Consider the following 24,117-nt stretch of genomic DNA (forward strand, 5'->3'; position numbering starts at 1 on the left):
CAAAATGAATTTTTGGTTTTACATTAGCAGAAAAATATCAGATTTGTTTATCTTTATTGCCTCTAATGATGTTGAATCTGTGGCAGTATACTTAAAATTTAAAAACTTTAGTAATTCTATCACCTAATCCCTGTTAACAATGAGTACTTCTCGACGAGATGTTCTGAAAATGGCGAGCATGGCACTTGCCGGTAGCACATTACCAGCTATTACCATTATTAATCCCAACCGTGTTTTTGCCGGTACTAACGCCGAAACCCTTAAAATCGGTTTGATAGGCTGTGGTGGCCGTGGTTCGGGTGCCGCTAACCAGGCATTGAAAGCGGATCCCAACGTTGTTCTCCATGCAATGGGGGATATCTTCAAAGATAAAATGGACGCTTCTCTGGAAAACCTGACGAAAGTACACGGTCCGAAAGTAAAGGTCGATGAAGGTCATAAGTTCATAGGGTTCGATGCTTACAAAAAAGTGTTGGAGTCGGGAGTGGACGTAGTGTTGCTTGCTACTCCTCCTCATTTCCGTCCCGAGCACCTCACCGCGGCTATCAATGCGGGCAAACACGTTTTTTGCGAAAAGCCTGTCGCGGTTGACGCTCCTGGCGTTCGCAAAGTGCTGGACGCAGCCAAACTTGCCAAACAAAAGAACGTTTCACTGATGTCTGGCTTTTGCTGGAGATACCACGAGCCAAAACGTGCCAGCTTTTCCCGAATCCTTGACGGGGCGGTAGGTGATATTACTGCAATCTATAACACTTATGACACCGGTACATTGTGGTCGTTCCCACGCGTCGCGGGTTGGTCCGATGCTGAATATGTGCTCCGCAACTGGACTTACTATACCTGGCTGGCAGGTGATCACATTGTAGAACAGGCTGTCCACAGTTTGGATATGATGCAATGGGCAATGGGTGGAAAAAATCCGGTTTCTGCGGTAGGAACAGGCGGACGTCAGGTTCGTACCGACTCGCTGTTCGGTAACATTTTCGACCACTTCGCAGTCACTTACGACTATGATAACGGTGTAAAAGGGTTCCACCATTCCAGACAACAGGCTAACTGCGAAAACAGCTACCTTGTGCAAACCCTGGGTACAAAAGGAAGCGCAATGGTAAACTGCGCCCGAAACGTACACGAAATCACCGGGGCAAATCCATGGAAATACGAAGGTTTTCAGAATGATATGTATCAAACCGAACATAACGAGTTATTCGCCGGTATTAGGAGCGGTAAATTCGTGAATGATGGCGAATTTATGGCGACCAGCACCCTGACAGCGATCATGGGAAGGATGGCTGCTTATACGGGGAAACGTATTACCTGGGATGAAGCCATGAACTCGACCGAAAAGTTAGGTCCGGATTCTTACAGTTTCGACATGAAGCCGCCCGTGGTTGAGGTAGCAAAACCCGGAATCACCGCATTCTCCTGATCTCCATGCGCAGACGAATATTCTTGAAAAACACAGCTGTAGCGGCCTCCGCTATGGCTGTGGCAACTACTGCTGTGGGTTCATCTCTTATATCCAATTCCCAAGCAGCTTTTGCAAAGCCAGTGGCCCGACCTATGGTAAAAAAGAGCCTGATGTGGGGAATGGTGAAGGAAGACCTGTCGGTAATGGATAAGTTTAAATTGCTGAAAGATCTTGGTTACGATGGAGTGGAACTTGACTCTCCGGATAAACTGGAAATGAAGGAGGTTCTGGCAGCCCGGGACAAGACAGGCTTGCTGATTCCGGGCACGGTAAATTCAATGCACTGGAAACTGCCATTGTCTGATCCAGATCCCAAAAAAAGGGAAGAATGCGCCAGGTCGATTGAGAAGGCGCTGTGGGATACAAAAGAATACGGCGGCAGTACGGTGCTGGTTGTGCCGGGGGTTGTAAATGCCAGTGTAACATATACTGAGGCATACGAACGCTCTCAGGCTGAGATCCGTAAGCTGCTTCCGGTGGCTGAAAAGACGGGCGTGAAAATCGCGATCGAAAATGTTTGGAACCAGTTCCTGTTAAGTCCCCTGGAGGCGGCAAAGTTTGTCGATGACTTTAAGCACCCGATGGTAGGCTGGTACTTGGATATAGGGAACGTGCTTCGTTACAGCTGGCCGACATCCTGGATCGAAGCGTTGAACAAACGTATCTTAAAGCTCCATTTAAAGGAATTCAGCATTAAAAAACAGAATGACCTCGGACTTTGGAAAGGATTTGATGTAGAGTTTATGGAAGGCGATAACAATTGGCCCGAAGTAAACAAAGCCTTGGAAAAGGTCGGGTACTCCGGCTGGGCTTCTGCGGAGGTACCGGGCGGTGACCGCAAACGTTTACTGACTATCCGTGAGAAGATGGACGAGGTTTTTAAAGCGTGATTTACAGTATTTACAAATAGCAAACGAGCCTGGTGAAAGCCAGGCTTTTTGTTTGGGTAAAGGTTTGAAAAAGCGCTGGATCCTGCATGGAAAAGATGGCTAAAATAACCATCTTGCGATTACCCAACTCTAACTCACACTATGTATTCTGAACTGATTTCTTCCCTCACGGGTATTCTTCCTGTCAATGAAGCAGTTTGCACACAATTGCTGCGGAAATTCAAAATCACAAATGCCAGAAAAGGAAAGCTGTTGCTGTCGGAAGGCGACATTTGCGACAGGCTGTGGTTCGTGAAATCCGGAATGGTAAGAGGATACCAGCTTATTGACCACGGCGACGGTATTTTCGACGATGTCACTGAGTGGTTTGCTAAGGAAGGCGATTTCTTTCATGCAGCAGAAAGCTTTGTCAACCAGGTTCCGGCCACTGAGTATATTGAAGTTCTGGAGTCTTCTACCCTCATTTATATTTCCCACCGGGATCTGTATCAGCTCTACGCTGATCACCCCGAAATCTGTTGTCTTGGCAGGATCATTGCCGAGCGAGCGCTTTTGACGCACAAAGAGTTGCTTCGTGACATGCGCATGTTGTCAGCTCCTCAGAAGTTCGAAGTTTTCCGCTCCCGCTCGAAAGAACTAATTGCCCGCGTCCCTCAAAAATACATCGCCTCCTATCTCGGGATTTCTGAGAACTAAGTCAGCAAACTCAAAGCGAAATACCTCTGAATTTTCTGGGTTTTTGCAGGTCCGATTCTGGGGTTTCCCAGGATTGGTATCATTTGTACCCTTTTTATTTGTATAAAAACAATAATAAATATGGAAAGGGCAAGGGAAATACCTGGATGGGCAATTTGCCTGAGGCTTGTGGTATACTCACTGGCACTCTGCTGTTCGAGTCACAACGTTCAAAGCCAACAGATTGAAAAACCACCAGAAAAAAATGACTTCGCAGAGGCAAATCCAGGATCATATAAAACGGATGTAAGTCTGGACGTGTATCATTTATTTAGCGGTTACGCCAATGTGATGCTGAGATATTCTCCGGATAAAATAGGGGCCTACAGATTGTCGATTAGCAATATCAATTTTGGTAAAAACAAATTTAGCGTGTATCAAGATTCCATAGGCAATCCTAGCAGTGACCCCTATATCGTCAAAATGACTGGGATATCAATGAGTATTAGCGCGGGTTATGAATTCCATAAAAATGCTGGTAAACATCAACTCTTTTATGGCCTGGACACGCAAGCTTATTATTCATACAATTATGTGAAGCCCTCTGTCATTTTGCCTTCGCGAATGTACGATCTGTCCGTGTTGCCATTTGCCGGTATAAAATATAGAGTTCTGAACCGTCTATCAATTTCGGCTGAGGTCGCTGCTTCGCTTGCTTTTCGCCTATTGCAAAATTTAGATTTTGACAAGAGCATTACAGCAAAGCAAAGAGGCATCTATCTCAATCTGGTTCCGCTAAGGACAATAAACCTTTCTTATCACTTTTAAGTCGAATTCAAATGAATAAGTTATTCAAAATATCGTGTGTTATCTTATTGACCCTCCATTTTTTCGGGTCAGCTATATGGGCTCAATCAATTAATATTACTTGTGGTCCCAATGGATGTGCCAGTGCCCTTCCTGGACCAAATTTGCATGCCTACCTTGCCGATATGACCAATTTCAACAGCTGTAATAATGGCAGCTCGTGTCGATACAAATGGGAGGTTACCAATGGTATTATCTTGGCTAATAATTCAACAACTTACGAAGGTGACGGTAATAACTCTGTTACTGTAAATGGAATAACGTCAACGCAAATGGTACGTTTAAGGTGACTACTGCCAAGCGAGTGAGCGCTTTACAGGGGTGCGAAAACTGCCCAGTCGGCTTAACCCAGACCAAGACGATTCCAATCCTATACCTCGGTAACCCAGGCAATATTAAAATCAACGGTGTCGAATATACAGGCAGTTACCTGCTGAATTGCGGTACAACTCCGATTACAGTTTCGGTGACGCCAGCTGCCAATGCGACAGCTTATAGTTGGTCTTACCCGGCTGGTTGGAGCCTAAGTGGCAGTGGTAATACCGTGACATTAACCCCGCATGTCAATTCCGTCGGGACCATCAAAGTTACCACCTCGAGGAATGATGTGCCTAGTCTAAGTACATCGTCTCAACTCACTATAATCCGACCAACTCCCACAAAGCCCGTCATCAACTCCGCCGACATTCTCCTTTGCAGCCCGCAAACCATCACTGCCACAGCAAGCAATGCGACAAGCTATAACTGGACAACCACCGGAGGAATTACAGCAAATTCACCAGGTAATACCAATTCTGCCCAAATCACAGGCGTTTCGGATGGAACGGTGCAGGTATCGGCTACGTCGTCAGTTTGCGCGATGACTACGGCGGCCAGCACGCCCATCAATGTAAAGAAGAGCCCACCAAAACCAACATCGTTACTCGTAACCGCAAATGGCGGAGGACCAGCCGACTTCATGTGTAACGGATCCGGCGTCTCGCTCAATGCTTATACAGCCGAACCGGGTACACAATTTGGTAATTGGACGACCAGCGACCCCGCTAATACCATCTTGAACTATAATGGAGGCACTGCCTACTTTAATTCTTATATAAACAACTGCTATGGAATTGATATTACCGTGAGTAACTGCTTTGGGTCTGTGAAAAAGGGAATCACGATATGCGTGGATAATTGCGCGAAGGAAATACCAGTTTATAAGGTTTATCCCAATCCTGCCAGCGATTACCTCCATATTACATTTGACGAGGTCGAAGATATTTCAGGTTTGCCTGATTTGGTCCGGATTTTCAGTGAGGTCGGTGGGAAAGAAGTCAGGAGGGTCGATCCGACGGGAGACTACTTAACAGATGCATTTAAAGCCGATAAAACCTTAAACATCCAAGTAAGCGATTTGCCGAGTGGTACTTATTATTTGCAACTGCTTATGCAAACCGGTGAATCCGAAAAAATCAGGGTTGTCTTACAGCGATAACATGAACAGAACTTTTTGCAAAAAGACCGGACAATCCGGTCTTTTTTGCGTTAGCTCTATTGTTTTTTCACCTTATACCTCGTTCTTGCATAATGCCTTAATGTCGAGATCTTCAATTGCTGATTTTTGACCTGGACCATTTTATATTCTTTGAATTCGCCCTTTTTATCCAGAAACCCAAGGATGCACGATTGATCTGTGGGCCCTTTTTGTATTTCAACTTTGGGCAGTATTCCGAAATTGGGAACCTTTAAAGTATCCTCGGCATCCAGTTCCTTATATTTTATCTTGACCAGATAGTCAAAAGTGGCTTTGGTTTCGTAAAGTTCAACCGAAAAGCGCCAATCGTTCAGTGGATCTTTTACTTTTTCGCTGAACGCAGCAACCGGTTCGGTTTTGATTTTTGCCCTGACCAGCGGGATCGTGTCGTTGACTACAATTTCGGACTGATCCGTTGACTGGTCCGAATTCGATTGGTTGCAGGCAAACGTGGCTAACAATATCAGGAAACTCCAATACTTCATCAGGAATAACAATTTGGTTTAAAGCGTGATGTCTACTTTGCAATATACTTTTGTTATTTCCATTAAATGAAATATTTTAACTCAGGAATTGTAAACAAATTATTAAGTAAACCTGCCTTTTCACCGCCCACCCCAGCATGGCTTTAAATTATATTTTTGTCGGTTTTTTTGTAATTGCCTTTGCAGTAGCTCTTTTGAAGTTTATTCTCACCGGCGATGTCCAGACTTTTAAAGAGGTGACGGAAGGGATGTTAAAAATGGCGGAAGTCGCTGTAATGGATATTGCGTTGCCGCTGACAGGCGTAATGACTTTTTTTTTAGGAATTTTGAATGTCGGCGAGAAAGCAGGTATTATCAACAGGTTGGCGAGGATTATCGGGCCGTTTTTTAACAAACTTTTTCCAGAAGTTCCGAAAGACCATCCGGCGCACGGTCAGATGATCATGAACTTTTCCGCCAATTTTCTGGGGCTGGATAATGCGGCAACCCCATTTGGACTAAAGGCTATGCAAAGTCTGCAGGACCTGAACCCAAGTAAGGACACCGCTTCCAATGCGCAGATTATGTTCCTGGTGTTACATACTTCAGGCTTGCAGATCATTCCTTTATCCATCATTGCACAGCGCGCCATTCTCGGTGCGGAAAGTCCCTCGGATGTGTTTATACCCTGTGTGGTAGGAACATACATCACCACCGTGGTAGCAATGATCATCACAGCGAGCTGGCAAAAGATCAATTTATTTAATAAAACGATCCTGTTGTGGCTGGGAAGCATCACCGCGATGTTGGGCTTTTTGTTATGGTCTTTGTCTGGACTCCCAAAAGAACAAATCGAGGCGGTTTCCATATTTGTCGGAAACGCGGTCCTGCTGGTGGTGATTGCAGGTTTTTTGGGAACTGCGATGTACAAAAAAGTCAATGTTTTCGAATCATTTATAGAGGGTGCGAAAGCTGGTTTTTCAACAACAGTCATGATTATTCCGTACCTCGTTGGTTTACTGGTGGCCATCAGTGCGTTCAGAAGCTGCGGGGCAATGGATTACCTGATTGACGGGTTAAAGTGGCTTTTCTCCCTGACCGGAATGAATACCGATTTTACGAATGCCCTGCCTGTAGCACTCATGAAGCCTTTGAGCGGCAGCGGCGCACGCGCACTGATGATAGATGCAATGAAGGAATTTGGCCCGGACTCCTTTGTCGGGAGGCTGGTATGTATTTTCCAGGGGTCTGCTGATACTACACTCTATATTGTCGCCTTGTACTTCGGATCGGTGGGCATCAAAAATACCAGATATGCAATCGTAGTAGGATTGATCGCCGATTTTGTTGGCGTTGTGGCTGGAATCTGGCTCGGGTACTTGTTTTTTCACTGATTTTGAGATTCTAAAAATTGCCCTTTTACCCTGATATGCAACCGTCCGTACAAAATGGATGGTTGCTTTTTAGGTTAAACAGTAATATTGATCATCTAACTCTGGACATCATATGTTTAATCCTTTACGCAATTCCACAGTTGTGTTGGTCACACTTTTTGCAATGCTTACAGGTAATGCCTTTGCCCAAAAAGATGTTAACCAGCCTGCGAACACTTATTCTCTTGAAGATTGCATCCGAATTGCTCTGGAGACCAACCCGCAAATCAAACAGTCCGAGATTTTGGTACGAACCAATGGCAACACCTACGCGCAATCCAAATGGCAGCGCTGGCCAAGTATCAGTTTCAGTGCGGGGCAAGGATTTCGTTCTGGTAGAAGCATTGACCCATTTACCAACCAGTTTGTTCAGCAAAATGTCAGTTCCAATAGCTATCAGCTGGCGGGGCAGGTTACGCTCTTTAATGGTTTTCAGATCAAGAATAACATTAAGTTCAACGAGGCGAATTACAAAGCCAGCGAAAAGGACCTCGAAGCCACCCGTAACGATATCATGCTGAATGTAGCATTATCCTACCTCCAGGTAATTACGAATGAGGAACTTATAGAAGTGGCAAGAAGGCAGGTTGAGGCCTCACAGCTGCAGGTTGAAAGAACAGGAAAGCTGGTTGAGGCGGGCTCATTGGCAGAAAGCAACCTGCTGGACCTTAAATCGCAGCTTGCCAATGATGAGCTGACACTCGTAAACGCGGAAAACAACCTGGAAACAGCCAAGCTTAATTTGAAACAATACATGAATATGCCCGGAAGCGAGCGGGTCAATGTAGTGAAGATCGAGGTTAAAGACCCTACATTAACTGCCTACGACGCCACCATCCAGGAAATTTTTGAAACGGCACTTAGTAACCTTCCGCAGATGAAAGCAGCCAATATGCGTATAGAGGCAGCACGTACCAATGTAGATCTTGCAAAAGGTGCCGCTTTACCTTCGCTGACGCTTAACGGCGGTATTTATACTACATTTTCAAGCGCTGCACCCAAGGAGCGGTTTGTTTCCAATGGTACGGGATCTACTACAACAGAAGTTATTTCCACGACGGACTATATAGTTTACAATAATCAGCAGTTCCCAGTTATTCAAAAGGTTTCGACGCCGAACGGAGATTTGAGGACTTTTACCTATCTGGATCAGCTGAACTTCAATAGGAACTCGGCGATTAACCTCAACCTGACCATACCAATCTTTTCAAATTTCAGGGTGAAATATAATGTTGCCAATGCCAAGCTGCAGCAAAAGACCTATGAATACCAGGCCCAACAGGTTCAGCTGACGATACGCAAAAACGTAGAGCAGGCTTACATTGATATGACCAATGCGGCAAAGAGATATTCAGCTACGGCCAATCAGGTCAGGGCATTAACGGAAACATTCCGGGTTTCACAGGTCAGGTTTGATGTCGGGGCGATTAATTCTGTTGAGTATAACATAGCGAAAGCGAACCTCGACAAGGCGAACGGTAACCTGGTCCAAACCAAATATGACTACGTATTCCGGACGAAAATCCTCGATTTTTATATGAATCGTCCGCTTTCAGATTTTTAGACCATCATAGCATAATACCGCCATTCCTGGCTTTTGAATATTTTAACCGCTTCTATCCAACAGATCATTCATTGTAATTATAAAAGTTATGGCACGTAAATCTTCAAAACGAATCTGGTGGATTACAGCAGGTCTGGTACTACTTCTGGTTGCGGGCTTATTTGCGGCCAAGCAGGCAGGTTATATCGGCAAGCCCAAAACTACGGAAGTCGAGTACGCTACCGTTAAAACGGCCGATATTGTTGAGCGAGTGACCGCTTCGGGAAAAGTCCAGCCGGAAGTAGAAGTGAAGCTAAGTCCTGATGTCTCCGGAGAAATCATCAGCCTGAATGTTGCCGAAGGGGACTCGGTTGTAAAAGGACAATTGCTTTTGAAAATCCGTCCAGACAACTACGAGTCCCTCATGGCCCGCGCTCAGGCTGCCGTGAATTCCAGCAAAGCTAATTATGAGCAGACTAAGGCCATGGTCGCACAGGCCGAGGCCCGGCTCATTCAGGCAAAAGCCAATTATGAGAGAAATAAGAAGCTTTTTGCGGATAAAGTGATCTCAGCAGCTGATTTTGAGCAGTTTTCGTCCACATACGGCGTAGCCCAGCAGGACATCGAGTCTACGAAAGCAAATGTTTCGGCAGCATTGTTCAACATCAAAAGCGCAGAGGCTAGTTTGAGGGACGCGACTGAAAATCTTCGGAAAACCAGCATTTTTGCCCCGGTGAGCGGAATCATATCCCTTCTGAATGTAGAAGCGGGTGAGCGTGTGGTAGGGACTTCCCAAATGGCCGGTACCGAAATGATGCGGATTGCCAACCTGGCTAATATGGAAGTGCGCGTGAATGTCAATGAGAACGATATTGTACGGGTTAGTTTAGGAGACACCGCCGAAATCGATGTTGACGCGTATAGTGCGTCGGGCCGTAAATTCAAGGGTGTGGTGAAAGAAATTGCAAATACAGCGGCAGGACTTGCTTCCTCCACTTCCAGTACATCAGCAGCGAGCACTTCCGCTGATGCGGTTACGGAATTTGAAGTGAAGGTGAAAATACTGAATGAGTCGTTCAGTGACCTTATGGCTTCGCGATCCAAGAAATCCTATCCTTTCAAGCCGGGCATGACAGCTTCAGTTGAAATTATCACAGACAGAAAGAATGGTGTTGTAACTGTTCCGATCGCTGCGGTAACTACGCGGAGCAACAAACCTGTCGCCGCTGTATCAACACAAGGCCCACCGTCGGATGACGCGAATACCTCGGAAAGCGAAAAGCAAAAGCAGAAGAAAGATGAGGTGATCAAGGAGGTGGTTTTCACCGATCTGAACGGAAAAGCACAAATGAAAGAAGTAAAAACCGGTATCAGCGATTTTGAAAACATTGAAATTCTTTCGGGATTGAAACCTGGGGACCGGATCATTTCAGGGCCATATATTGCGGTCTCTAAAAACCTGAATGATGGCGACTTGGTAGAAAAAAAGAAAGAAGAAGTGAAAAAAGACGAAAAAAAATGAAATGATAACGCGAATTGATACGTTGTAAAATCGTAATAAGTTCGATTTAGTTTAGGTTAAAAAAGAAAATCCTTGCGGCTTTGCTGCAAGGATTTTTTATTTTGATCCCCAATCAAATCAGTTTATTGTAATTTTCGGGATGAGTTTTTTAAATAATACCATCAAAATAGCCGTCATAGGGGGTGGAAGCTGGGCAACTGCTTTAATTAAAATCCTGTGCGAGCAAAACAATGTTCAGATCCGCTGGTGGCTGCGTAATCAGAATGATATTGAGCATATCAGGAAATTCCATCACAATCCGAGCTATCTCAGCGATGTTGTGTTATCTCCAAAAAAAGTAAGGGTTTTTGAAAAGACTACGGAGGCGGTAAAAGGAGCTGATTATGTAATCCTGGCAGTTCCCGCGGCGTTTGTCAGGGAAGCTTTGCAGCATTTATCTCCGCCACATCTACAAGGGAAACGGGTCGTTTCAGCCATTAAAGGAATGGTTCCCGATTTGAATATCCTGGTTACCGACTGGATATCCACTGCCTTTGGCATATCTCCGGAACAAACCTGCGTAATCGCCGGTCCCTGCCACGCGGAAGAAGTCGCTTTGGAAAAGCAGTCCTATCTTTCGATCGCCTCTACCGAATGCCCCGCCGCCGAAGATTTCGCGGCGTTAATGACCTGCCGGTATGTCGCGGCTCATGCGCTGGACGATTTGTATGGTGTTGAATATGCCGCGATCATGAAAAATATTGTAGCGCTCGCATGTGGCATTACACATGGGCTAGGATATGGGGATAATTTTCAGGCTGTGCTGGTTTCCAATGCAATGCAGGAAATCGGAAACCTGGTGAATGCGCTGGATCCTCGTGAGCGCAATCTGAGTTCTTCCGCCTATTTGGGCGATTTGCTGGTTACTTCTTATTCCCAGTTCAGTCGCAACCGGCTTTTTGGTAATATGATTGGCCGGGGATACAGTGTGAAGGCTGCTCAGCTCGAAATGAAAATGATTGCCGAGGGTTATTATGCTACAAAAAGTATCCACGAAATTAACAAGGTGCATCAGGTAAATTTACCTATCAGCCAGGCCGTTCACAGGATTTTGTATGAGGAGCATACCCCCGCCGCGGTCATGGAAGATCTGAAGAAATTGCTGAAATAAATAGCCTCTTTATATTTAAATCGGGTAACTCTCTCAACCAATGTTTAAAAGAATTATGAAGTTTTTCAGAAGACCAAGGTTTCGCAAAGTCATTGCTTTTTTACTGAGCTCAATTGTTTTTGGATCCTGTGGGTCGAAAAAAACAGATGCGGAATCAGATCAGGCTACGGACTCACTGACTAACAAAAAGGAATTTGTTTTCGGAGATAAACGCGCATTTGCGCAATGTCACGCCTCCACAGTAGTTAGGCTGGATGATGGTAAATTCCTTGTAGCTTGGTTTGGAGGGACAGAAGAAAAGAATCCTGACGTTGGAATCTGGCTGTCCAAAGGAGTGCCGGGCAACTGGAGTGAGCCCAAAGAAGTGGCAAAGATCAGAGAGGATGCTCATTGGAATCCGGTGCTTCAGAAAACAGATGATGGGAAAGTCTATTTGTATTTTAAAGTTGGGAAGGAAATCCCGAGATGGGAGACATGGGTGAAATCATCTGCTGATGACGGAGAAACCTGGTCGGAGGCTTATGAACTGGTGAAAGGAGACAAAGGCGGCAGGGGGCCGGTGAAAAATAAGCTGATCGAATTGTCCAATGGCGACTGGCTGGCAGGTTCGTCTAATGAAGTGAAGCGCTGGGAAGTATTTGTAGACAGGAGTACTGATAAAGGTAAAACCTGGGTTGCAAGCCCTTATTTCAAAATAGATACCTTAGAAATCAAGGGAAAGGGAGCAATTCAGCCTACGCTGTGGGAGTCGGAACCGGGAAATATTCATATGCTGGTTAGGACCACAGGCGGTGTAATTGGACGCAGCGATTCCAAAGACTTTGGAAAAACCTGGTCAACAATCAAAAAAACAAGCTTGCCCAACCCGAATAGCGGGATAGACCTTGCCAGATTGTCGGACGGTACATTAGTGCTCGCTTATAATCCGGACGACGAGGACTGGGGTTCGCGCTCTCCGCTTTCATTGATCCTGTCCTATGACGACGGGCAAAACTGGACGGACAAAACTGACATTGCGACTGGTAAAAGGACAGACGAATATTCTTACCCCGCAATAATCAGCTGGGGCGATTCGGTAGCAGTAACTTATACTTACAACCGCCAGAAAATCGCTTTCTGGACTGGAAGTAAGAAAGACATTGTGGAACTTTCGGCAAAAGAGAAAAAGAAAAACTAGTAGCCCATTAGCTCCAGGTCATACGATTCTTTCATCTCAACCTGTTTGCCCATTTTTTTCTGGATAATCTTGAAATGATGTACATCTTCCGGGCATATCAATGAAATCGCCTCACCCGAAGCTTCGGCTCGGCCAGTCCGGCCGATTCTGTGGACGTAGTCTTTGGGTGAGCGCGGCAGTTCAAAATTGACCACATAAGGCAGGAACTGAATATCTATACCCCGTGAAACCAGGTCGGTCGCGACCAGTACTGTGAGCTTTCCCGATTTGAATTTGTTAAGCGCCTCTGTTCGGGCGCCCTGGCTTTTTTTACTGTGCATGGCCATAGCCTGAATGCCATTTTTGTTTAATTTTTCTACGAGGTTATCCGCAGTCCGGGTTGCTGAAACGAATACCAGGACTTGCTTCATTTCCTGTGTTTTGATCAGATAACGTAGTAGGGGGCCCCGCCGGTCAGGATCTACGAAATAGCCGGTTTGTCTGATCAGGTCCAGATTTTGCTCTTCCTCCTCAATTTCAATGCGGACGGGATTCCTGAGCTGCGTTTTATTGATCTGATCAATTTCCTCTCCCAGTGTGGCCGAAAAGAGGATGCTTTGGCGCCTTTTAGGCAAAAGGAAAAAGATATCTTTCATTTCCTCAGCAAACCCCAGATTCAGCATCTTGTCGGCTTCATCCAATACCAGGATCTGCGTTTCCGAAATATTTAGCGCTTTATAAGATAAAAGATCCAATAACCTTCCCGGGGTTGCGACCAGGATTTCAACACCTTGTAATCCAATCATCTGGGGATTAACCGAGACGCCCCCGTAAACCGCCATCGTTTTTACCTTCCTGGGAAGCCTCTCCCCAAATGTTTGAAAAACGACCGCTATCTGCACTGCCAATTCTCTTGTAGGAACGAGTACCAAGGCGGAAATGTGCCTGTTCGGAGCGGAAGGTTTGTCCTGAAATAATTCGAGAATAGGCAAAACGAAGCTGGCCGTCTTTCCTGAGCCGGTTTTTGCGATACCCAGAACATCGCTTCCTTTCAGGATTGCAGGAATTGCCTCCTGCTGAATTGGATAGGGTTGAGTATAATTCTGCTCGGCAATGGTTTTTAATAATGGTTCGGACAAGCCAAGCGATTTGAAAGAAGTCGTGTTTTCCAACAGATATCGAGATTTTTAAGAAACAAATATACCATTACCCATCACATTTACTTCCATAAGACATGTCGTATAACCGCAGGGAATTTCTTCAGCAATTGGGATTCGGCGCATTGCAGCTGGGTGTGATCAGCGCTATTCCAGCCTCAGTATGGGCGTCGTCCTTACAATATGGGCAGTTACCGCGCAGCTCCCCTGAATCGCAGGGGATGTCGGCCAAAGGAATTCTGGATTTTGTAACGGCGGTGGAAGCGGAGAAGCTTAACCTGCACAGCCTGATGGTCCTTCGCCAGGGAAAAGTCGTTGCGGAAGGCTGGTGGGCACCTTATGCCGCTGATCTGAAACACACGCTTTATTCCTTAAGCAAAAGTTTTACTTCGACGGCAATCGGTCTGGCGGTAGCGGAAGGAAAACTGAAAGTGGACGACAAAGTCATTTCGTTTTTCCCAAATGAAAAGCCTTCAACGGTTAGTGCTAACCTGGCCGCCATGAGGATCAAAGATTTGCTGACCATGTCGACAGGGCACGATAAGGACAGTACCGGCTCGTTGCGGGAGAGCAAAGATCACAATTGGGTAAAAGCATTCTTATCGCTGCCAGTCGAGCATGAGCCCGGCACTTTTTTTGTCTACAACAGCGGCGCTACCTACATGCTTTCGGCAATCATCCAGAAGGTAACTGGCAAGACGTTACTTGAATATTTACAACCCAGGCTTTTTCAGCCACTGGCTATTGAGGATGTGGATTGGGAGACAGATCCGAACGGCATCAATACCGGCGGCTGGGGACTTAGGGTAAAAACGGAGGATATTGCCAAATTTGGTCAATTGTATCTCCAGAAAGGGGAGTGGAACGGAAAACGGATCCTTCCCGCAGCCTGGGTAGAGGAAGCTACACGGTCACACATACAGTCCAAAGGCGGCTCGCGAAAACAGGAGGAAAATGACTGGCAGCAGGGCTATTGTTACCAGTTCTGGCGTTGCCGGAATGATGGTTACAGAGGTGATGGTGCTTACGGACAGTATTGTATTGTTTTGCCCAAGGAAGATCTCGTAGTGGCGATTACCAGTGAAACCGGCAACATGCAGGCCATTCTGGACCATGTTTGGAACCATATCCTCCAATCTGTAAAAGCTACGGGAATTCCCGCTGACAAAGAAGTCCAGGCGCAGCTCCAGAAGAAACTATCAACGCTCGCCCTTCCTTTAACTGCCGGCAAGCCTGCATCGGAACTCGCGGCAAAGGTGAATGGCAGAAGTTTTGGTATTGCCGATAATGATATGAAGATCAGCAAAGTATCATTTGAGTTTGACAAAGGCTGGTGCTTATTTCGGTTGCGGGATGATAAAGGGGAGCACCTGATCGTGAATGGTTTGGGCAATTGGAAGATCGGATTAACGGATTTGTCCACCCTGCCTTTAAAATTGGTCCTGACTCCCGTGCCTGGTGAAGTGAGGACCAAGATAGCCGGAAACGGTGCCTGGGCCGACGATACGACCTTCGAGATGACCTGGCGTTTTATTGAAACCGCTCATTATGAAACTGTCCAGTGTAAGTTCAATGGCGATGATGTGCAGATAGAGTTCAAAAGAAGTCTCGCTATTCTTGGAAATACAAAAGACCCTCGCCCAGTTTTGACAGGCAAAATGCTTGCTAAGGCATGATGAATAGCTTTTTGCGCATATATTTGAGAAACAACCAATTATTTCAGATGAAAAAGAACCTTTGCATTTCCTTACTACTCATTATTGCAGCATTAACGACCCAGGCTCAGAAATTCAGGCCATTGGATAAAAGCCCGCGTGATATTGCTTATTTCCCTGATCATTTTGCCCACGATCGCAAAGACGGCGATAAAGCTTTGATAAAAGTTTCTTATAGCCGTCCTTATCTCAACGGCAGGGAGGCTTTTGGTAAATTAGAACCCTATGGGAAAGTGTGGCGGTTGGGAGCCGACGAGTCGACTGAGATCAAGTTCTATCAGGACGCAACCTTTGGTGGTAAAAAAGTAAAAGCAGGAACATACTCGTTATTCGCGATCCCGGGTGAAAAGGAATGGACTATAATCCTTAGCTCTGACCTGGACTACTGGGGCGCTTATAAATACAGGGAATCTGCCGATGTATTGCGTACAACAGCTCTGGTAAAAAAGGCAGAAGCACCAATCGAGAATTTTTCCATCGTTTTTGAAAAATCATCGGATAAAGCAGCCAAGATGTTTATGGGATGGGATAACACGGTAGTAGAAGTCCCGGTTACCTTTTAATACGTTCCGGGGCCAGCAAACTGGCATTATTATTGCAAAAGCAGGTCATCGGGTAAAACCGGCGACCTGCTTTTTGTTTGATCAACAACTAAAATATGAAAACGAATCACTTTGCAATTGTATCCTTGTTCGCAGCAATAACCCTTTATGGCTGTGGGACCAAGGAGAAAGAGAGGGAGAAGGAAGCCGCCCAAAGCGGCCCCGACTCAGTGGTAACCGTCACAGACAGCCTCGCATTGGCAGCACCTTTCGCTACCAAGTCTGTTGAAAACCGACCTAAGGAGGTAGGCTGGCCCGAAGGTAAAATGCCAGTCGCACCTGCCGGATTTATTGTTTCCAAATTTGCGGATAAGTTTGAAAGCCCGCGTTGGACTTACGTAGGGCCCAATGGAGATGTATTCGTAGCTGAATCCGGTACCAAAAAGAGTGCTGACAGGATCACTTTGCTTCGGGATGTCAATAAGGACGGGAGACCCGAATTAAGGGAAATCTTTATGGAGAAACTCAACAAACCGCTGGGCATGCTCATCCTGAAAAACTATTTCTATGTTGCGAATACAGATGGGCTCTATCGATATGCCTATCAATCAGGCGATACAAAGATCACGAGCAAAGGCGAGAAAATTGTTGAACTGCCCGCCGGTGGTTACAACAACCACTGGACCCGGAATTTGCTGTCCAATGCAGACGGATCCAAAATCTATATCTCAGTAGGTTCTGCGAGTAATGTGGCCGACCATGGTATTGATGAGGAAAAACGGCGGGCGAATATTTTACAGATCAATCCGGATGGAACGGGAGAGAAGGTTTTCGCAAGCGGCCTGAGAAATCCTGTTGGGATGGATTGGGCGCCTGGCACGGATGAGCTTTGGACCGCGGTCAATGAACGGGATCTATTGGGCGACGATCTGGTGCCGGACTATATCACCAGTGTGAAGGAGGGTGGTTTTTATGGCTGGCCGTATGCTTATTTCGGTAAAAATGAGGATCCGCGCCGCAAAGGAGAGCGCCCCGATCTTGTTGCAAAAGCCATTGTGCCGGATGTTCCCGTAGGTTCGCACACAGCATCGTTAGGCCTGGCATTTTATGACAAAACGCAATTTCCTGTCAAATATCAAAACGGTGCCTTTATTGGTCAGCACGGATCATGGAACCGCTCAAAACTAGCGGGGTATAAAGTCGTGTTTGTTCCTTTTAGAAATGGAAAGCCCTCCGGGAAACCTGAGGACTTCCTTACGGGGTTTGTTGAAAGTGAAACCAAGGTTTACGGCAGACCGGTGGGCATAACGGTGCTGGACGATGGTTCTATGCTGGTCAACGATGACTCCGGCAACACCATCTGGCGGGTAACGGCCAAGTAGATTATTACTAATTGGGAAGAGGGGAGCGGCCTGGTTGATCATCAGGCCGCTTTTCTTATTGGCACGAAAAATAATCCGAAAATAAATGAGTTAATATTTTGAAAAATATACCGATCGGTATATTTTTGTGATGTTATTGTAAGACGATGAGCAAAGCAGAAAAAACGCGGCAATTCATTATTGAGAAGACGGCCCCTGTCTTTAATGTGAAGGGTTATGCCGGAACATCGATCAACGACCTGATTCATGCAACAGGGCTGACGAAGGGAAGCATTTACGGCAACTTTGCCAATAAAGACGAAGTGGCGCTTGCAGCTTTTGACCATAACCTGAAAACGATGAACACGGCGGTCAGGCAAAGGATGGACCACGAGGAATCGATCAAGGATAAGTTGCTGGTGTATGCGAGGGTTTATGAAAACTTTCTATATGCCCCTTTTCCTGATGGCGGATGCCCGATACTCAACACGTCGACCGAGGCGGACGATACGCACCCTACATTAAAACAAAAAGCGGCAGATGCCATTGAGTCCTGGAAAAACCTCTTGTCGGGACTTGTTAAGAAGGGTATTGCAAATAATGAGTTCAGGAGCAGTATTGATCCCGACCAGATCGCGATCACAATGATTGCCCTGATAGAGGGCGGGATCATGATCGGAAAGGTGACAGGTAAGCTTCACTACCGGAAAGCGATCATGCAATCGATTGAAAAAATGATAGAAGAATTGGTGTAAAAAATTTTAACCATAAATATACCGATCGGTATATATTTAATTTAAATAGAACGAAAAATGAAAACCTCAGGAAATACCATCTTAATAACCGGCGGAAGTGCCGGTATTGGCTTTGAAATTGCGAAAGCATTTTCAGAAAAAGACAATCACGTGATCATTACCGGCAGAAACGAAGAACGATTGCTGGATGCCGCTTCCAGGTTGGATCATGTTACTCCAATCGTTTTTGACGTCACCAACCAAAACGAAGTCGACAAGTTAGTTGCAAGGTTGAAGACCGAGTTTCCTGAACTTAATGTCTTGATTAACAATGCAGGTAAGGCATTTTACTATCAGTTGGACAGCGAGGAAGATAATTTTAGCAATGCCGAAGAAGAAATGCTGACCAATTATCTTTCGATCGTCCGCCTCAATCAGAAACTGGTCCCGTTGCTGAAACAACAGCCGAATGCAGCAATCGTAACGGTTTCGAGTATTGCCGCACTGGTACCTAATCACGTCATACCCACTTACGCTGCAAGTAAGGCAGCTTTGCATTCCTATACGCAATCACTGAGGTTGACATTGGGGAAGGAGACTTCCATTCAAGTTTTTGAACTGATGCCTCCTTTGGTCAACACTGATTTTTCGACAGAAATCGGCGGGGAAAATGGTATTCCACCAAAGCAGGTTGCCGACGATCTGGTTGAAGCTTTTGAAAACGAAATTTATGAAATCCATGTGGGCAGGACTGCACAGCTTTTTCAGCTTTTCCTGAGTTCTCCTTTGGATGCATTACATGCAATGAACCCTGGTATCGATAAATAAGTTATCATAAAAGTCGCTGAAATGAAACAGAGAATCGCATTTGCCATGGTAATGGGAGTCATCACGACGGGTATAATTTCCTTTACTTTGATTTCTATAAATATTGGATTTGTTGCCAATTTTTTGGTGATTTGGCTGAAATCTTGGAGCATGGCCTATCTGATCGTCATTCCGGTGATTTTACTGGTCGGTCCAAGGGTTCAGAAACTGGTCGAAGCCATGTTCAGGGAGACAGTTAACCAGGAAGCCTGATATGGCTTCCGGTGTCTTTGAAATAATTCTAAAACTTTTATGAAAAGAGTAGTTGTTACAGGGTTGGGAGTGATTTCTCCCCTCGGAAATTCGGTTGACGAGTTCTGGGAAAATATTGTCAATGGTAAAAGCGGTGCTGCTACCATTACGAAGATGGACGTTTCTAAATTTAAGACACAATTCGGCTGCGAAGTAAAGGGTTTCAATCCGGAGGACTATATTGAGAAAAAAGAAATAAAAAAATACGACCTGCACACCCAATACGCGATCGCCGCTTCCGATATGGCGATCAAGGACTCCGGGCTGGATTTTGAAAACATAGACGTGACAGAACGTTACGATATGGGGGTGATCTGGGCGACAGGAAATGGCGGAATGGGTACGTTCGAAGATCAGTTGCTGGAATTCCATGCTTCCGGAGGTGTGCCACGTTTCAGTCCATTCTTTATCCCTAAAATGATCGTGGACATTGCTGCTGGCGTGATTTCGATCCGCCATAAATTGCATGGACCCAATTATTGTACTGTTTCCGCTTGCGCATCTTCTAATACAGCCCTTATTTCTGCTTTTGATACCATCAGAATGGATAAGGCCAAGGTCATGGTCGCAGGTGGGTCCGAAGCAGCAATAATTTACTCTTCTCTTGGCGGTTTCGGGGCTGCGCAAGCCCTTTCTAAAAGAAATGACCAACCCGAAAAAGCTTCGCGGCCATTCGATAAAGACCGTGACGGATTTGTAATGGGCGAGGGAGCTGCCGCATTGATCCTGGAAGATCTGGATTACGCATTGGCAAGAGGTGCAAAAATTTACGCTGAGATTGTGGGCGGCGGTATGGCTGCCGACGCTTATCACCTGACCGGTACCCCGCCTGACGGAATGGGTGCCGCGCTCGGAATGAGAAAAGCCTTAAAGGAAGCGGGTATTACGCCGGATAAAATAGATTACGTCAATGCCCACGCTACGTCAACCGGTTTGGGAGATATGAGCGAACTGAACGGTATGAAGTCTGTTTTTGGCGATCACCCGGTTGCGATCAGCGCAACCAAGTCAATGACAGGCCATTTGCTGGGAGCTGCAGGTGCGATAGAAAGTATCATCTGCACATTGGCGGTACAAAACGATATCATACCCGGTACGATTAACACGGAGAATCTGGACGAGCATGTTCCGGAAGGTATGAACATTATATTGGGCGATTCCGTAAAGCAAACCGTGCATTACGCGCTCAATAACACATTCGGATTCGGAGGCCACACGGCTACCTCAATCTTCAAGAAATATACAGAATAGGAGAAACCCTATTCTGTCAGTCCCGAGAGAATTTCCACAACCCCGTTTTCATCGTTGCTTTTGGCGATGAAACGGGCTATTTTTTTCACGTCGGGGTGTGCATTGGCCATAGCGTAGGAATAATGCGCTTTTTGAAGCATTTCCAGGTCGTTCAGGTAATCGCCGAAAACCATGGTCTGACCGGGAGTGATATTAAATTTTTCCTGTATCACTTCCATAGCCCTTCCTTTGTTGGCTTTTTTATCTGAGATATCCAGCCAGATCGGGCCTGAAACTTTTACCTGAAGCTGATCCCCAAATTGCTTGTAATGCGGATAACTGTTGATTTCCGAACCGGCCAGATCACACAATGTGAATTTCAGGAACTGATCATTTTCAATTTCCATCAGATCTTCTACAATTTCGTAGCGTTCAAAATATAGCTTAAGATGGTCGATGAATTCGGGCCGGTCGTCTTCTACATATGCTTTTTTCTTTCCGCAAATGATTGGATAAGTATCAGGAATATCCTCTGAAATTCTGATCAGCTCTCTGACAATGCTATGGTCGGTTGCCTGGACATGTATTTCCTGGTCCTGAAAAACGACATAACTTCCATTCTCCGCGGCGAAAATAATTTCATCTTTAATCGGCTCGAGCGTCTTGGTCAGGTTATAATATTGACGCCCGCTGGCGGCCACGAAAACAATTCCGTGTTCTTTTAACTTTCTGAAAACCGGGTAGAACGACTCGTGAACTTCGTGTTTTGAATTTAAAAGCGTACCGTCCATGTCGGTCGCAACCAGCCTGATATCCGAAAGAGTCATATTCCATTTTAATGTTACCTCATTAACCAAGGCAAATGAGCTGGCTATGGTTCCATTGAAATGGCTTTTTAGTTAAGCTGATAACTCATCCCAAGCCTGAAGGCCCTGATATAAGCCTCCGGTTTCCCGCCGACCCAATCGCCCATCCAATTGGTAAGACCGTGAGAGTAGCTGATATTAAAACCTGTTTTGCGGTAGGAAACCTGAAATTGAAGTCTTGGCCTGAAATCTAATCCGGGAATGTAATCAGTATTGGAATATTGGTTTCTAAAATATTCAGGGATACTGAGTTTGTCGAAGCTGTTCAGGCCGACACCGAAATCAGCGCCTCCGGCCAGCGACAATTTTACCTCCTCGCCTGCCGCAAGACTATATCCGATGTGAGGGAAGAAATTCAGAAATTGGTTATTGCTTACGTTCTTACCGTTAACGTTCATCACCATATCGTCCAGTACGAAGGTATGGATCGAAAGCTTTGTCCTGAGTTGTTCGTAACCGGCATTGAGCCCAACCAGCATGCCATTCCGAAATTCCCTTTGAATGGTAAGCCCTGCACCATAGGAAAATGAAGCCTTATTGCCAAATGGACTGGCTCCCGATCCCTCGCAGCGACAAAATACGCCACCCGTGCGAAGTTCAGTGGTGCCTCTGGTTGATGCGCCGGAAAAGGACGACGCGCCGCCGTTTAGGTTTACTGAAAAGATGGTTTTCTGGGAGAAGGCATGGTGGAAACAAAAAACAAACAGGAGCGGATAAAGGATTTTCATGACGTTTCGTATAAAGTGGTTACATCCACTGGATTTTGTTAGCTGCCAAAAGGTTGTAAAGCGAAAAGAACTAATTTTGAGGCTCAGTAACGAATCTCCAATGAAATTTTCAAAGTACTACCTGGCCGGTTTTAGCTCTTTCGTCATCTGGGGGTTTTTTAGCCTGGCTCTGAAGCCTTTAAAGGCTTACCCGTCGCTGGACATCCTTTTCTACAGGGTCTTTTTATGTGCGGTGATCATGGCGGTAATCAGTCTTTTTGTGAGAAGGAAAGTTTTAAAGGATAACATCAGGAAGTACCGTGAAATGCCGCCGAAGCAAAAACAGCAGGTGACCTTACTGACTTTGGCCGGCGGGCTGCTGCTTACCGGCAATTGGTTTTTCTTCATTTATGTGATGAACCATATCAGCGTCAAGGCAGGCTCCTTCGCGTACCTCGTTTGTCCTATCATGACAACGGTTATCGCTTACTTCGTTCTGGACGAGAAGCTGAGCAAGTGGCAATGGACCGCAGTTTTATTAAGCGTGTTAAGTTGCGCATTATTATCTTTCAACAACATAGCGGACATTGCCTACAGTCTGATCGTGGCACTTTCTTATGCGTTTTACCTGGTAAGCCAGCGCAAAAATGCCGGGTTGGATAAGTTTCTTGTCCTGACCGTGCAAATCCTGTTTTCAGCGTTGATCCTCCTCCCGTTTTATCCCAAATACAGTGCCGGGCTGCCGACAGAATTCTCATTTTATGCATTGATTTTCCTGATCGCTGTGCTGTTCACCATTGTGCCGTTGTTCATGAACCTGTATGCTTTACAGGGAGTTACATCTTCTACAATGGGTATTTTGCTGTATATTAATCCGTTGATGAACTTCGCGCTTGCATTGGTTTACTTTCAAGAGCCGATCAATGTGATACAGATCATTGCGTACTCACTCATATTGCTTTCCATTATCGTCTTCAATGAGCGGTTCCTTTTTCGAAGGAGACAGGCGGCTGTTGTATAGCTTTTGGGTAAATAGGGTAGTCGGCACAGTCAAAAGTTAGGCTGGACAAAAAGGCTTCCCAAAATTCCGCAAATTGCTTTTACAAGCAATAGACCGTCAATCACAATCAGGTAGTAGAGGATTTTCCTGGGTTTCTGCAATGAGAATGCAACAAATAACAGGCAAATGAAAGGAATGAGGTTAATGAGGATTGTGGCCAACGGCAATCCTCTGTGTATGGCAAAAGCCAAAAACGAGGCAAGTCCAATCAGCAGCATCGGTATCAGAATAAAAAAGATCGTCTTTTTCAGTCCAAACCTGACTACAAATGTTTTCAGTTCGATGTTTGCATCGTCCCGATAGTCTTTGATATCAAACATGATTGCATTGACAGTGCAAAACATCCAGTTTTTTGTAAATAGCCAAAGCATGAACGTGGGTTCACGAATGAAAATGCCATGCTCTATTTCAGTCATCATCACTGGGAAAAGGTTAACAGACCCAGCCCACACGAACCCGATTACAAAAGCTTTGGACCACCCGGTACGCCTCAGATCGGGTGCAAGGAACGATTCGGGCAGAAGGCCATAGTAAAGTAATGCGGCAACCGGCACCAGGGAAGCCAGAAGCCAATAATAAACAGGAATGGCCTGGATTTTGGAAAAATTATCACTCATCAGCCAGAGGATTGCGGCCACGCAAATGACCAGCAGAATAACCTGGCTATGCCGAATGAAGCGGCTATGCTGCCTGTACCATTCCGTCCGCGGGTTGTCCGAAATCGGTTGTGCCGCGGGTGTAGAGTAGGCGATGGTGTAATAAAATACGGTGGCGCTAGACAGCAAAACGTAATAGACCGGGGAACTGACGGGAAGGTTTAGTTGAAAAACAGTCTCAATGGATAATGCGACGATCAGTAACCCGACAAAATAGTTGGCAAAAAAAACGAAAGAGACAATGCGTTTCAGCATACCATGGGTTCGGGCAGAGGATAAACAC

23 protein-coding genes are annotated in these 24,117 nt (G+C 45.7%); 18 read left to right on the forward strand and 5 right to left on the reverse strand.

Annotation, left to right across the window (positions count from 1 at the left end; genetic code table 11):
• Window positions 1–169 precede the first annotated feature (169 nt).
• The 5 genes from AC1XUF_RS10800 (at window position 170) to AC1XUF_RS10820 (ending at window position 5,380) form a co-directional block, all read left to right on the forward strand.
• Complete coding sequence (locus AC1XUF_RS10800) at window positions 170–1,429, forward strand: Gfo/Idh/MocA family protein (RefSeq protein ID WP_483342023.1); 1,260 nt, start codon at window positions 170–172, stop codon at window positions 1,427–1,429.
• Between the two features lie 23 nt (window positions 1,430–1,452).
• Window positions 1,453–2,361, forward strand: coding sequence for a sugar phosphate isomerase/epimerase family protein (locus AC1XUF_RS10805; RefSeq protein ID WP_483341797.1), 909 nt, complete (start codon window positions 1,453–1,455; stop codon window positions 2,359–2,361).
• Between the two features lie 141 nt (window positions 2,362–2,502).
• Window positions 2,503–3,057 (forward strand): Crp/Fnr family transcriptional regulator, encoded by a 555-nt coding sequence (locus AC1XUF_RS10810; protein WP_483341798.1) that lies wholly within the window; start codon window positions 2,503–2,505, stop codon window positions 3,055–3,057.
• A 120-nt stretch (window positions 3,058–3,177) separates the two neighbouring features.
• Window positions 3,178–3,864 carry a hypothetical protein gene (locus tag AC1XUF_RS10815; protein ID WP_483341799.1) on the forward strand — a complete coding sequence of 229 codons (687 nt, stop codon included), beginning with the start codon at window positions 3,178–3,180 and terminating at the stop codon, window positions 3,862–3,864.
• 343 nt (window positions 3,865–4,207) lie between these two features.
• Complete coding sequence (locus AC1XUF_RS10820) at window positions 4,208–5,380, forward strand: T9SS type A sorting domain-containing protein (RefSeq protein ID WP_483341800.1); 1,173 nt, start codon at window positions 4,208–4,210, stop codon at window positions 5,378–5,380.
• A gap of 56 nt (window positions 5,381–5,436) precedes the next feature.
• Here the strand turns inward: AC1XUF_RS10820 and AC1XUF_RS10825 are convergent, their stop codons facing one another.
• Window positions 5,437–5,904 (reverse strand): hypothetical protein, encoded by a 468-nt coding sequence (locus tag AC1XUF_RS10825; RefSeq protein ID WP_483341801.1) that lies wholly within the window; start codon window positions 5,902–5,904, stop codon window positions 5,437–5,439.
• Between the two features lie 137 nt (window positions 5,905–6,041).
• Here AC1XUF_RS10825 and AC1XUF_RS10830 point away from each other — a divergent pair, with 137 nt between their 5' ends.
• The 5 genes from AC1XUF_RS10830 (at window position 6,042) to AC1XUF_RS10850 (ending at window position 12,708) form a co-directional block, all read left to right on the forward strand.
• Window positions 6,042–7,277, forward strand: coding sequence for a nucleoside recognition domain-containing protein (locus AC1XUF_RS10830; RefSeq protein WP_483341802.1), 1,236 nt, complete (start codon window positions 6,042–6,044; stop codon window positions 7,275–7,277).
• Between the two features lie 112 nt (window positions 7,278–7,389).
• Window positions 7,390–8,880, forward strand: a complete 1,491-nt coding sequence (locus tag AC1XUF_RS10835) for a TolC family protein (protein ID WP_483341803.1) — start codon at window positions 7,390–7,392, stop codon at window positions 8,878–8,880.
• Window positions 8,881–8,968: 88 nt separating this feature from the next.
• On the forward strand, window positions 8,969–10,381 hold the full coding sequence (locus AC1XUF_RS10840) for an efflux RND transporter periplasmic adaptor subunit (protein WP_483341804.1): 1,413 nt from the start codon (window positions 8,969–8,971) through the stop codon (window positions 10,379–10,381).
• Window positions 10,382–10,520: 139 nt separating this feature from the next.
• Window positions 10,521–11,531 (forward strand): NAD(P)H-dependent glycerol-3-phosphate dehydrogenase, encoded by a 1,011-nt coding sequence (locus AC1XUF_RS10845; RefSeq protein WP_483341805.1) that lies wholly within the window; start codon window positions 10,521–10,523, stop codon window positions 11,529–11,531.
• A 40-nt stretch (window positions 11,532–11,571) separates the two neighbouring features.
• Entirely contained in the window at window positions 11,572–12,708 is a 1,137-nt protein-coding gene (locus AC1XUF_RS10850; protein ID WP_483341806.1) for a sialidase family protein, read from the forward strand.
• On the opposite strand, the gene AC1XUF_RS10855 is transcribed toward AC1XUF_RS10850, so the two are convergent.
• Window positions 12,705–13,862: a DEAD/DEAH box helicase gene (locus tag AC1XUF_RS10855; protein WP_483342024.1), complete on the reverse strand. Its 1,158-nt coding sequence runs from the start codon at window positions 13,860–13,862 to the stop codon at window positions 12,705–12,707. The genes AC1XUF_RS10850 and AC1XUF_RS10855 overlap by 4 nt on opposite strands.
• Before the next feature lie 59 nt (window positions 13,863–13,921).
• On the opposite strand from AC1XUF_RS10855, the gene AC1XUF_RS10860 reads away from it, so the two are divergent.
• From AC1XUF_RS10860 to fabF, 7 genes are all read left to right on the forward strand, one after another.
• Window positions 13,922–15,520 carry a serine hydrolase domain-containing protein gene (locus tag AC1XUF_RS10860; protein WP_483341807.1) on the forward strand — a complete coding sequence of 533 codons (1,599 nt, stop codon included), beginning with the start codon at window positions 13,922–13,924 and terminating at the stop codon, window positions 15,518–15,520.
• A gap of 47 nt (window positions 15,521–15,567) precedes the next feature.
• Window positions 15,568–16,122, forward strand: a complete 555-nt coding sequence (locus AC1XUF_RS10865) for a DUF2911 domain-containing protein (RefSeq protein ID WP_483341808.1) — start codon at window positions 15,568–15,570, stop codon at window positions 16,120–16,122.
• Between the two features lie 95 nt (window positions 16,123–16,217).
• Window positions 16,218–17,483 carry a PQQ-dependent sugar dehydrogenase gene (locus AC1XUF_RS10870; RefSeq protein ID WP_483341809.1) on the forward strand — a complete coding sequence of 422 codons (1,266 nt, stop codon included), beginning with the start codon at window positions 16,218–16,220 and terminating at the stop codon, window positions 17,481–17,483.
• Between the two features lie 146 nt (window positions 17,484–17,629).
• The gene (locus AC1XUF_RS10875) at window positions 17,630–18,217 is read left to right on the forward strand and encodes a TetR/AcrR family transcriptional regulator (RefSeq protein ID WP_483341810.1); all 588 of its coding nucleotides are present in this window, start codon (window positions 17,630–17,632) and stop codon (window positions 18,215–18,217) included.
• Window positions 18,218–18,274: 57 nt separating this feature from the next.
• A complete protein-coding gene (locus AC1XUF_RS10880; RefSeq protein WP_483341811.1) occupies window positions 18,275–19,024 on the forward strand; it encodes an SDR family oxidoreductase in 750 nt (249 codons plus the stop codon).
• A gap of 21 nt (window positions 19,025–19,045) precedes the next feature.
• Window positions 19,046–19,276, forward strand: a complete 231-nt coding sequence (locus tag AC1XUF_RS10885) for a DUF2798 domain-containing protein (RefSeq protein ID WP_483341812.1) — start codon at window positions 19,046–19,048, stop codon at window positions 19,274–19,276.
• A 39-nt stretch (window positions 19,277–19,315) separates the two neighbouring features.
• Entirely contained in the window at window positions 19,316–20,566 is a 1,251-nt protein-coding gene (gene fabF, locus AC1XUF_RS10890) for a beta-ketoacyl-ACP synthase II (RefSeq protein WP_483341813.1), read from the forward strand.
• Between the two features lie 8 nt (window positions 20,567–20,574).
• Here the strand turns inward: fabF and AC1XUF_RS10895 are convergent, their stop codons facing one another.
• Both AC1XUF_RS10895 and AC1XUF_RS10900 read right to left on the reverse strand, forming a co-directional pair.
• Window positions 20,575–21,372 carry an HAD family hydrolase gene (locus AC1XUF_RS10895; RefSeq protein ID WP_483341814.1) on the reverse strand — a complete coding sequence of 266 codons (798 nt, stop codon included), beginning with the start codon at window positions 21,370–21,372 and terminating at the stop codon, window positions 20,575–20,577.
• A gap of 68 nt (window positions 21,373–21,440) precedes the next feature.
• Window positions 21,441–22,139 carry a hypothetical protein gene (locus AC1XUF_RS10900; protein ID WP_483341815.1) on the reverse strand — a complete coding sequence of 233 codons (699 nt, stop codon included), beginning with the start codon at window positions 22,137–22,139 and terminating at the stop codon, window positions 21,441–21,443.
• A gap of 100 nt (window positions 22,140–22,239) precedes the next feature.
• On the opposite strand from AC1XUF_RS10900, the gene AC1XUF_RS10905 reads away from it, so the two are divergent.
• A complete protein-coding gene (locus AC1XUF_RS10905; protein WP_483341816.1) occupies window positions 22,240–23,139 on the forward strand; it encodes an EamA family transporter in 900 nt (299 codons plus the stop codon).
• A gap of 29 nt (window positions 23,140–23,168) precedes the next feature.
• Here AC1XUF_RS10905 and AC1XUF_RS10910 read toward each other — a convergent pair whose 3' ends face one another.
• Complete coding sequence (locus tag AC1XUF_RS10910; RefSeq protein WP_483341817.1) at window positions 23,169–24,089, reverse strand: UbiA family prenyltransferase; 921 nt, start codon at window positions 24,087–24,089, stop codon at window positions 23,169–23,171.
• Window positions 24,090–24,117 lie beyond the last annotated feature (28 nt).

Source organism: Dyadobacter sp. HNCC25DJ185, assembly GCF_056895195.1.